Raw genomic sequence first — 12615 nt, 5'->3', positions numbered from 1 at the left:
CCGACAAGCAAGCTTCTTTCGCGCGAGTCAAAAAAATCCCTAAACTGCCCGGCCGATCCTCCCGACTAACACTTGAACCGGTTCTGCGTCCGCAATTTGCAGAGCCGGCGGGAAGAGGATGGGAAGACATGACCGCGATCGTCACCGGCAAGGGACTTGGCCTGCAGCGCACTTCGGTGGACCTGCTTGGATCCAGGGCGCAATTGGGCAGCGCAGGGCTGGGCCGGGCGCCGCAAGGGGTGACGGTCAACGCCGGGACGGGCAGTCTGGTCATCCAGACCCAGGACGAAATTCTGGTCGGTCGCGGGCCCGACGCGATGTTCAACAGCACCTACAATTCGCTGGGCGCGCTCAACAACAATTACACCAACCTTGATGGCACAGCCGATGCGGACGGCTGGCTGCTGAGCACGCAGCGCAAGCTTGTCCTTTCCGGCACCGCCAACACCGCCGGCAGCACCGCGACGCTGACCGACTGGGACGGAACGCAAGTGGTGTTCGCCTGGAACGGCACCAGCTATGCCACGACCGATCAGGGCTACAGCGACGATACGGTAAGCCTGGCGGGTGGGATCTTCACCTATACCGAAGGCAAGTCACGCGTCGTGCAGACCTTTGCCCAGGGGATCGGCGGCCGCATCATCGACATGAAGGATGCTGACGGCAACACCGTAAGCTATACCTATGATCTGGCGACCACTGCAGGCAAGCTGACCCGCGTCACCACCGCGAATTCCACCGCGACGCAGTTCAACTATACCGATCTGGCCTATGGTCTGAACTCTGGCGGCAACACCCAGATCACGCTGACCACCAGCTACAGCGACCTGTCGGTTATCCCGACCCCGATCAACAAGACCCTGTCGCGGGTGGTCTATATCTATGATTCCGCACTGGCGACTGCCCGACTGCGGAAAGTCACGGTCGATCTGACCCCGCTCAATGGGGCGGATGCTTCAAGCTATAGCACCACCTATACCTACAAGGACGCCACGTCGAAGCTGATCACCGGGATCGCGCAGTCCGATGGCACCAGCTATACCATCGCCTATGACACCGCGAACAAGGTTTCGCTGCTGACCCAGACCATGGCTTCTGGCGTATCGCAGACCACCGGCTTCACCTATGCCGCCGATCCGGCCGATACGACCCGCACGATCACCACGATCACGATCAACAGTGCGACGCTGAACTACGTCTACAAGATGACCACCGACGCGCAGGGCCGCCTGACCCGGCTGGAAGAGCCTGCGCTGACCGGGGGAGCGTCTTCGGTCAAGACGTTCACTTACGCCACTGTCAACACCAACCAGCTGCTGGTCACCGCGCGCACCTTTGGCAGCACTGCGGACGAAACCAACGCCGCGCTGGCGATTGAGACGGACAGCAGCCTGTTCGATGCCAAATTCAACCTGCTGGAACGGGTGCTGGGCGATAACAGCGCGGTCAAGTACACCTATGGCACGCTCAACCAGCTGCTGACCGAGGCGCATTACACCGGGTTTGACGCCGATGGCGTGGCCAATGGCGTGGCTCCGGCCGGCGCGATGCTGACCCAGTACATCTATGACGAAGCCGGCAACGGCGTGGGCGATGATGGCACTGCGGTGGATGATGTTGCGGAAAAGCACTTGCGCTTCACTGTCAGCGCCGAAGGGCGGGTCACCGAATACAAGTACAACGGGTTTGGCCAGCTGACTGCCACCCTGGTCTATACGGGCAGCAAATATACCGGCGCCTTCACCGAAGCCGCGCTGAACACCTGGTCGGGAACCGCCAATGACCTGCTGGTCCAGCGGACCGACAATGTCTATGACTTCCGCGGCAACCTGAGCCAGTCGAAAAGCTATTCCGCCACCGATACCAACGGCGCGGGCATCACGGCCCAGGACTATACCCAGGTCGATTACCTGTATGACATGGCTGGCCGCATGCTCAGCCGCAAGGTGTCGGGCACCAACGTGCTGGGCGAGCCGGCCACGCCGGTTGCCGAAACCTTTGTCTACGATGGCCTTGGCCGGGTGATTTCGTCGACCGACCTGCGGGGTCAAACCACCACCATTTCGATCGATGACCTTAACCGCATCACCACGATCAGCACCCCCAACGATCCCACCCGCACGCTGACCTACAACATCGATGGTTCGCTGCAGAGCGAGGCGGTCAGTTCCGGCGGAACCCCGCTGGGCACCACCAGCTATGCCTATGACGCGATCGGCCGCCTGCGGATGGCGACCGACGCGCTGGGGGTAAAAACCTATTACACCTATGACCGCCAGAGCCGCCTGAGTGCGACGATCGACGGCAACGGCACGATGACCGAATACAAGTACGACGGCGCGGACCGCGTTGTCGCCACGGTTACCTATGCCAACGCTGTTTCGGCTGCGAATCTGACCACGCTGGGCACGGTCACCACCAACACCGAAGCGCAGACCGTGCGCCCGGCGGTGAGCACTTCCGATCGCTGGTCCTGGACGATTTACAACAAGGCCGGCCGGGTGGTGCAGACCATCGATGCGTCCGGCGCGGTCACCAAGTTCGATTATGACGGCGCTGGGCGGCTGGTGACCAGCACCGGCTATGCCGGGCGGCTGAGCGCCGCAACAGTCAACGGTGCCGACGGCGTCAGCGGCTATCGCACCACTACCCCGACTACCCCGGTCACGCTGGGCACCAATCTGTGGGAAGATCAGACCAGCCAGAACCTGTATGACAATGACGGGCTGCTGATCGGCACCGTGTTGCAACTGGTCGGAACTGGCAATGGCCAGATCACCGAATATGCCTATGACGCCGCTGGCCGCCTGATCGATACGATCCGATATGCCAATGCGGTCACCCCGGCCAACTGGCAGGGCAAGACCCTGACCCAGATCAAGACCGTACTGGTGCTGGATGCCGCCAACGATGCGCACAGCTATCGCCTGTATGATGGTCGCGGCCGGTTGGGCGCGGCGATCGATGGTGAAGGCAATGTCACGCGCTATCACTACACCGCGCGGGGCGATCTTGATCAGCAGATCGTCGGGCAAAAGGTTACCGCCAGCACCAGCTATACGCTGGCCACGCTTCCGGCGGCCAGCGGCACGCTGGAATATACGCGGTGGTATCGCGACACCGCAGGCGCAGTCACCTCGCAGGTCCGCACTCTCACCGGCGGCAATACCGAAACCACTGCCTATACCTATGATACGCGTGGCCGCCTGCTGACCCAGACCGTTTCCGAAACGGTCTCCACCGAAACCCGCACCCAGACTTTGCGCTATGACAGCAAGGGTCGGCTCGCCAGCCAGCTTTCGGGCGAAGGCAGCGCGGCGCTGGCCGCGCTGGGTGCCAGCCCGACCCAGGCCCAGATCGATACGGTCTATGCCACTTACGGCACGACCTACAGCTATGATCTGGCCGACCGCCTGATCGCCAAGGTTACGCCCGATGGCAGCGGGGCAGGCGGCGTGAAGACGCTGTACTATTATGACGGTGACGGCAATCTTCGCTTTGAAATCAATGCGCTGGGCGAAGTAGTGGAACATCAGTTCAACAACTTCGAACAGGAATCGGCCACCATCGTCCATGGCGGCCGCATCGCGCCGGGCACTCTCACCACGCTGACCGGTGGGCTGGTCACCGCGACGGTGACCACCGCTGTGTCGGGGCTGGGCGATCCCAGCTCGGTCCAGTTCGGCTATGACACGCGCGGGCTGCTCAGCTCGCGCACGGACGAGCTGAACAATGTCACCACCTATGGCTACGATGCGTTCGGACAGAATACCCTGATCACCGGCCCGGTCCTGACCGGGCCCAATGCCGCCTTGCAGCAAAGCCTGGCCTATTATTCGGACGGGCGGTTCTGGTATTCGAACATCCTGGTCAACGGCAGCTCCGCTTCCCGGATCAACGAAGGTTACACTTACGATACGCCCAACGTTGACGGGCTGATGACCCAGCATCAGCTGAATTACACTGATGTGCGGGTTGTCCGCAGCTTTGCCGACCGGGCCGGCCGGGTGACCAGGCAGCGCGATGCCTATTATGCGGCGACCAGCTTTGTTTACGATGCGCGTTCGAATGTCATTTCATCGACCGATCGCACCAACAAGATCGCCAATTTCAGCTATGATCTGTTCAACCGCAATGTCACCACGACAACGCCGGAAGGGATCACCAGTTCGGTCAAGCAGAACGCCTATGGCCAGACCATCCAGATCACCGATGGCAAGAACCAGACCACAACCTATACCTATGACAAGGACGGCAATCTCAAGACTGTAGCCGATGCGGCGGGGACCACCACCTACAGCTATGACAAGGCCGGCCGGGTTGTCGATGTGATCGACGCCAAGAACGCCGCGACCCATTATACCTATGATGCCGTTGGCCGCGTGCTGACCGAGGTGCGGGACTATGGCAGCGGCAAGCTGAACCTGACCACCACCTACAGCTATGACGCCAAGGGTCAGGCGCTGAGCGTGACCGACGCCGCAGGGGTGGTCACCCAGTTCACCTTTGATGCCAAGGGGCAGAAGACCCGGGTGGTGCAGGATGCCGGATCGGGCAAACTGAACCTGACCACCGATTTCATCTATCGCGCCGATGGCAAGGTAGTCTCGCAGACCGATGCAGTAGGCACCGCGCAGGCGCGCACCACTACGTTTGAATACGATACGGTTGGGCGCCTGACCAAGAAGATCGACGATGCGGGCAGCGGCAAGCTGAATGTTACGACGCTGTACTATTACGACGTCAACAACAACCTGATCGCCAGCACCGATGCGCTGGGGCGCACCACGCGGTTCATCTATGACGTCAGCAACCGTCTGAACCTGACGATCAACGCCGAAGGGCAGGTCACGCAGACCTTTTATGATGCGGAAGACCGCACCATTGCGGCACGCCAGTTCGTCGGCACGCTGTCTGCCGCGCAGGTCGCGGCACTGGCCGATATTACCCAGCCCAACCAGTGGAACGAAATTTCCACTGCCGGCAATGGCGATCTGACCCTGACCAAGAAGGTCAGGGACGTAGTGACCAATGCGCTCACCACCACCACCGCCGCGACCCTGGCCGCTGGCAGCACCGACCGCGTCAGCCGCGCATTCTATGACGGCGATGGCCGTGCAGTCTATGCGGTCGATGCCGAAGGCTATGTCACGCAGAACGTCTATGACAAGGCGAACAACGTCATCCAGACGATCCGTTACGCCCTGCAGACCACCACGCTGACCAACAGTTCCACCACCGCGCAAGTGGCGGCGCTGTTCTCCACCACGATTCCCACCGCAGGCCTGCCTGCCACCAATATCCCGGCCACGGCAGTGGTCATGTCCTATGCCTATGACGGGGCGAACCGCCCGGTCTATGCCGTCGATGGCGAAGGCTTCGTTACGCAGAGCGTCTATGACAAGCTGGGCAATGTCATTCAGACGATCCGTTACACCAACCAGGTTACTCTGCCGGCCGGCTGGACCACCAGCACGATCGCCGGGCTGTTCAGCACCACGCTGAACAATGGCCTGCCCGCCACCAATATTCCGGCCACTGCCGTGGTCACCACTTATGCCTATGACAATGCCGCCCGGCTGACCGACGTCACCGATGGCGAAGGCAATGTCACCCATTTCGTGATGGATGCACTGGGCCAGATCACCGACACCACGGTTGCCTATGGCACCGGCGATGCGGTGACCACGCACCGCGTGTTCGACAATCTGGGCCGGGTCACTCAAGAGACGCGCGCCTATGGCGCGGCTGAGGCGAGCACTACCAATTACAGCTACGACATTCTGGGCAATGTGCTGAGCGTGGTGAGCGCGGCGGGCAAGCCGGAAGCTTCCACCACCAACTTCACTTATGACGCGCTGGGCCGCGTGGTGACCCAGTCTGTCGATGTGGGCAAGATCGGCGAAGCCCTGACGTTCGCCACCACCACTTTCGCCTATGATGCCCTTGGCAACAAGGTCAAGGTTACCGATCCGCGCGGTAATTCAGGCTACTTCTATTACGACAAGCTCGGCCGTCTGACCTTGCAGGTCGATCCGGAAGGCTATGTCGTCAAGACCGAATACGGGCTGAATTCGGAAGTTGCCAAAGTCACCCGCTATGCCAATGCGGCGACCAATCTGGCCAGCATTTCGGCCACGGTCCTGCCCACCTGGGCCGCAAATGCGGCGGCCGATGCGGTTACCGAATTCACTTATGACAAAGTGGGCCGCGTCAAGACCGCGAAGGACGCTGAACTCTTCACCGAAAGCTTCAGCTATGACGCGCTGGGCAATCGCACCAGCGTGACCAACAAGCTGGGCGGGGTCACCAGCTATGCGTATGACAAGCGCGGGCTGATGACGTCGGAAACGCGCAACCAGTCGGTCTATGACTATGCCGGAACCCTGGTGCTGTCGCAGGTCGTCACCACCTACAGCTACGATTCGCGCGGCAATCTGGTGCAGAAGTTCGAAGGTTCGAACATCCCGGTCAGCGGCACCAACATCACCTATGGCCGGCTGATCACCGCCTATGAATATGACAAGCTCGACCGGCTGACCAAGCAGACCGACCCGGCCTTCATGGGTCAGACCCCCGTTACCCAGTGGCAGTATGACCGGCGCGGCAACGTGGTGCTGCAAACCGCGGCGGACGGCGGCAAGACCTATAGCTATTACGATCGCAACAACCGCAAGATCGCAGAGATCAACCCGGTCCTCACGCAGACCGCCTGGGCCTATGATGGCAACGGCAACGTCACGTCGCAAAAGGTCTATTCCGGACAGGCCGCCGCGCCGACAGCGGCAGGCGGCACCGCAGCGACGGGGATTGGCACTTTCCGCGAAACCCAGCTGAGCTATGACCGCAGCAATCGTCTGGTGCAGACCAGCGTGATCGGGGTGCGCACCGGGGCCTACAACGGCACCGCCTATGCCACCAGCGCCGGGCAGAACCTCAACAGCTACAACCAGTATGACGCCGCCGGGAACCTGATCAAGGAAACCGACGCCAACGGCAACGCGATCTACCACTGGTACGACAAGCGCGGCAAGGAAGTGGCCAAGGTTGACCAGGAAGGCTACCTCACCACCTGGACGCGTGATGCGGATGGCAATGTGCTGTGGGATCAGCGCTATGCCACCAAGGTGGCGGGCACGCCCAATCCGCTGGGCGCATCGCCGGGCGTGGCAGCTTCGGCCGATGATCGCCACACCAGCTTCACCTATGACAAGATGGGCCGCCGCCTGACCGAGACTCGTCACAATGTGGCCATGGCCACGGTGGGCGCGGCCGGTGCGCTGACCACCGGGACCGGCGCCGCCAATATCGTCTACACCTACAACGGCCTGGGCGAAGTCAAGAGCAAGGTCGAAGCGACCGGCGACAAGATCGAATACCAGTATGACAACCAGGGCCGGCTTGAACGCCAGCTCGATGCCGTCACGCTGGATGTCGGCACCAATGGCACCGCGCAGGTCCGCCACGTCAGCTATTTCTATTACGACGCCAACAACAACCTGGCCCGCACCGTCGAACGCGCCGAAGCAGGCACCTCGGTCGGCGGCGCGGCGGGCACCATCGGCAGCTATGCCGCGGGCTATTCCGCCGCCGATGACCGTGTGAACATGTTCGGCTATAACGGCAACAAGCTGCAGTGGACGCAGGATCCGCTGGGGAACCAGCGCAACTCCTGGTACGACATCATGGGCCGCAAGACCCATGACTATTACCAGCGCGCCAATTCCGCAGGCGTGGTCGATACGGCCAATGCCAGTTACGAAGGCAGCCTGACCAGCTATGACACCGCGGGCCGCGTCGTGTCGCAATGGCAGGCCACCCAGACCAACACCGGGGTGTGGAACACCCAGGGCCCGGTCACCCAGTTCACCTACAACACCTATGGCGAAGTCACCACGCGCGTGGTCGGCGGCTATACCCAGGAATCGTTCGGCTATGACAATGCCGGCCGCGTGGTCAAAACCACCGGCGGCGATGGCGTGGCGAAATTCGTGGTCTATGATGCCAACGGCAACGCCACCTTGATGATCCAGTCAAACGGCAAGGATCTGACCGGCGACAGCGTCGATACCGTGCTGACCTATATCGGCGCGATCGATACGATGAGCGTGACCGATGTGGTCGCCACCGTGACCACTTATGACAAGCGCAACATGGCGCTCGCCACGCGCGAACCCAGCCGCACCATCGCCAATTCGGCCGATGTCGCGCTGACCACCACCGCAACCCTGGTCCGCAGCCGCAGCTACACCGCATTCGGCGAAGTCGCGAGCGAGACCGATGCGCGCGGCAACACCACCAATTATGCCTACAACACCATGGGCCGCCTGACGCAAAAGATGGCCCCCACGGTCAACGTGACCAACGAAGCGGGCGTCACCTCGGCCCTGCGGCCGACCGAAAACTACGTCTATGACCTGTCCGGCCGCGCGGTCGGATCGCAGAACGCCAATGGCTTCTGGACCACCCGCACCCTGCAGGCCGGGACCGGCTATGGCGGGAACGAGGCGGTGGCGCTCAAGGAATTCCGGCCCGACAATTCGGTGTGGGAAGCCCGCTTCAACGCCTTCGGCAACACCGTGGAAACCTATGACGGCCTGGGCCGCAAGACCACCAATGTCTATGACAAGGCCAACCGTCTGACCCAGGTGACCAAGGCTTCGGGCCTGGTCGAAAACTTCGGCTACGACATTCTCGGCCAGCGCGTGACGCACTGGAACAACGTGTTCCAGACCCCGATCTATGGCACCCCGGTGTGGGTCGTGGATGGGTACTGGGATTACGGCGAGCCGCAATCTGAGTGGCAAGAAATTTCGCCCGATGCGGTCTGGATCGATACCTCACATTGGGAATATCCGATAATCGGGTACACCCCGATCAAGGAAACCACCGATTACGACGTGCAGGGCCGCGTGACCAAGCAGGTCAATTTCGCGGGCGATATCACCACCTACACCTACAGCTGGACCGGGGTGGCCAATGCCGCGCTGGGGCTGAACGGCGGGTGGACCAAGGCGGGCAGCTATGCCAACGGCCACACCACCAGCGAAACGACCGATTTCTTCGGCCGCATGCTCAGCCGCACCGATCTGGGCGGGCACGTCTATACCTATACCTACAACAAGGCAGGGCAGCTGATCACGCAGACCTCGGTCGCACCGGTGACCGGCGCCGCACTGCAATCGCTCAGCTACACCTATTTCAACACCGGCCGCATGGCCGCGATGAATGACAATTCGGCCGCGATCAACGGCTATTCCAACGCCAATATCGACGCCACCTATACCTATGACGCCGATGGCAACCGCACCTATGAAAAGCTCGCGGGGACCTATTACTACTACTATTACGGCGGTTACGCCGGCAGCTACACCCAGACCATGCAGGAAGGGCGCGGCACCTATGATGCGCTGAACCGGCTGCTGACCTTCACCGATCCGGGCACGTCGGGCAACGGCGGTGCCAGCATCACCAATTCTTATGACGCGGCAGGCAACGTCCGCCGCACCGTGGCCACCCACGCCACTTATACCGCCAATCAGGCACTCGGCGCCAATGTGACCGAAGATTACTGGTACAAGTATGACAGCTTGAACCGGATGACCACGGTCAAGGGCGTGCTGCTGAACGGGGCAATCACCACCACCACCGTGCAAGGGCTGGAGATTACCTACAACCTCGCCAGCGAACGCGCGACGCAAAGCCGCAAGGTCTATGTCCAGTCCGGCTATACCGGCTACGAAAGCACCAGCCAGGAGGTTTACACCTATAACGCCGATGGCCTCGTCGCCACGGTCAGCATCAACCAGGGTTACGGCAACCTGCTGCGCGCGCAGAACACCTATGACCTGCTCGGCCGCGTGACTGACTACCGCGAATTCGCGACCGACGGCACCACGGTGCAGTTCAACCGCTATGGCATCAGTTACGACTATCGCAACGCCGTACTCTATGAAACCACGTCGCTGCGCCGCGTCGAAAGTGACAATATCCTCTATGTCACAGTCGCCAGCGTGACCAACAACTACCTTGCTGGAGGCGTCCTTAACTCGGTAACTTCCGCAAACTACCGGATGAAATACGGGACCACCTACAACGATACCCCCGATACCTTCACCCAGTATTCCTACACCTGGTGGGACAGCGCGCAGCAGGCCGGGGTCAGCTTTGATTCCGATACCGGTTCCGCGACGAACACCATATTCACCAACCAGTTCCAGTATGACGTCAACGGCCACCTCACCTCGGTCAACATCAGCGATGGCCGCCCGCGCAACGTGACCTATATCACCGATGCATCGGGCCAGATCATCAAGCGGACCGAGGCGGACAACATCGCCTACAACGCCTCCACCCAAAAGGGCGGCGATCCGATCCAGGCCTGGTGGTTCTTCGATGGCAAGCAGGTCGGCACCACCGGCAACAACGGCAACGACGATCCCGAATACGAAACCGCGCTGACCGAACGCGTAGCGACCCCGACCACGGCCACCAACACGCCGTTCCGGATGAGCAGCGAATTCGCCAGCCAGTATTCGGACTTCGATCAGGCCTACAACAGCCTCAGCCCCGGCGAAGGTGGCGGTGCGGGCTTTGCCTATACGGTGCGGGGCGGTGATACGCTGGAAGGAATTGCCCAAGCGATCTACGGCGATTCCAGCCTGTGGTACCTGATCGCCGATGCCAACAGTCTCGGGGCCAGCTCGCAGCTGGTAGCGGGCCAGGTTCTGCGTGTACCCAGCAACCTTGCGAACGTGCACAACACCAGCAGCACCTTCCGCACTTATGATCAGGGACGTGGCATTGGCGACGTCCAGCCGACCACTCCGCAGCCCCCCAAGAATTCCAACAACAAGAAGTGCGGCGTCTTCGGCTCGATCATGCGGTGGATCATTTCCACTGTTGTGAACGCATTCTTCCGCGTGATCCTTGCGCCGATCTACGGCATTCCGATCATTGGCAAGGCCATCGTCAACGGCATTTCGAATGTTGTGTCGCAGGGGATCAGCACGCTGGTTGGCCTGCAAGACCACATCGACTGGAAGGAAATCGGCAGAAGCTTCGTTTCTGACGTTGTCAGCGGATTCTTCGATTATGCCAAGCTTGGCGGCAAGAGCATTGTCGGCAAGGCCATCAGCAAGGTCGCGCAGAATACCATAACTCAGGGCATCAACGTTGCCACCGGGCTCCAGGATAAAATGAACTGGGGCGGTGTTGCGGCCGCTGGTGTGACGAGCGTTGTTGGTGACAAGCTGAATATCGGCGGCAAGTTTGGCGACCTGGCCGAAAAGGTCGTCAAGCGGATCGCGGGCATTGCGGCTGAAAGTCTGGTCAATGGAACCGATTTCGGGGACAATATCATCTCCTCGCTACCGGGATTCCTCGATGATGCAATCGGCGAAAAAATTGAAGATGCTATTACGCGGTTTGCAGAGAAGATTGTACCACCACAACCGCCCGAGGAGACAGTTGAAATAATCGGAATGGCTGCGGTGCCCGCCCCTGGAGGAACTTTGCCACCTGCTGCACCAGGAACTGCTACTACACCGGCTGCAGGCACCTCTGCGGCTGTGCCAGGAACAACACCAGCAGCAGGTACCTCTGCGCCAGTTCCACCAGTCACAGCAGCTGAAATTCAGGATTGGAAGTCGCACGATCTGGTTGCAATTCGGGATAGAGATCTCCCCCAAGCTCAGTTCAGATTGCAGCAAGAAGAAGCAAGAACAGCAAAGGAGATGAAGAAGGCAGACGAACGAGTGGCCAAGGCAGAGCGGAAGCTCGCTGATGCACAGGCCAAGGGCGCTAAGCCAGAGAAGATTGCCAAACTCGAAGCCGCTGCAGTCCAAGCAAGAGACCAGCGCGAGCAAACTAGGGCAACTCGCGCGAGCGTTGAGACAACTGCTCGAACTAATGTAAAGGATCTTTCCGATTCAGTTACCCGCCTTAGTGATATTGATCAGAGAATGCGCGTACAACTGCGTGGGCAAGCGGTCGACCTAACAATAAAAACTACGACTCCTAGTGGAGTAGTTACAACCTCAACTGTAAGAATCACACTTCAAACAGAGGACTATGAGTTTGCTAATTTGCGGGATGCGCAACTTAATGCTGTAGCTTTTGGATTTGCTCATAAAAACGCGTTTGGCGATAACCGCGAACGAGCTGGGGTAATCAATGAAACTACCCCAGGTAGCGGAAAATTCGTATACACCATGAACGTCGGGTCGGTGGGGCTAAATGGTAAAGATCGTTATGAGCTTGTCGGTAAAAAGTTAATTGGCTACGATGTTGCTGAAGACAAACAGCCTTATGTCCCTTCACCAGATATCGATCACACGCGAATCAAGAGCTATTGGCATATTCATCCACAAGGAAATAGCGCCGATGATATAAACTTTTCCAAAGGAAGCCCCTCAGACGAAGCGGCTTTCAAGCAAATAAATGAATACCGTGTAAAACATGGAATGCAGCCAATCTCATTTGTTCTTGGTGGGATTGACGGAAGTTTTGATACGATGTCGTACATCAATCAAAACGCGAGTAATCCAAGTAAAAAACCGAAATGGAAAGTTTCAACTGATGATGGTTATCGAGGATTTTTTCCTCATCCATAAT

At 59.7% G+C, this 12615-nt stretch carries 1 protein-coding gene; it reads left to right on the top strand.

Going from position 1 to position 12615, the window contains the following annotated elements:
* Positions 1–128: 128 nt before the first annotated feature.
* Positions 129–12614, top strand: coding sequence for a LysM peptidoglycan-binding domain-containing protein (locus tag MNBBLIKP_RS14520; protein ID WP_088310984.1), 12486 nt, complete (start codon positions 129–131; stop codon positions 12612–12614).
* The last annotated feature ends 1 nt before the right edge of the window (position 12615 follow it).

The sequence above is a fragment of the Novosphingobium sp. B 225 genome (genome assembly GCF_002198665.1).
GTDB lineage: Bacteria > Pseudomonadota > Alphaproteobacteria > Sphingomonadales > Sphingomonadaceae > Novosphingobium.
Note: the sequence above shows the minus strand (reverse complement) of the source record. Positions and strands in the feature narration are given on the sequence as shown.

Excerpts from the sequence above, each read along its gene's own strand:
- MNBBLIKP_RS14520 (WP_088310984.1), top strand. The coding sequence starts at position 129 with ATGACCGCGATCGTCACCGGCAAGGGACTTGGCCTGCAGCGCACTTCG.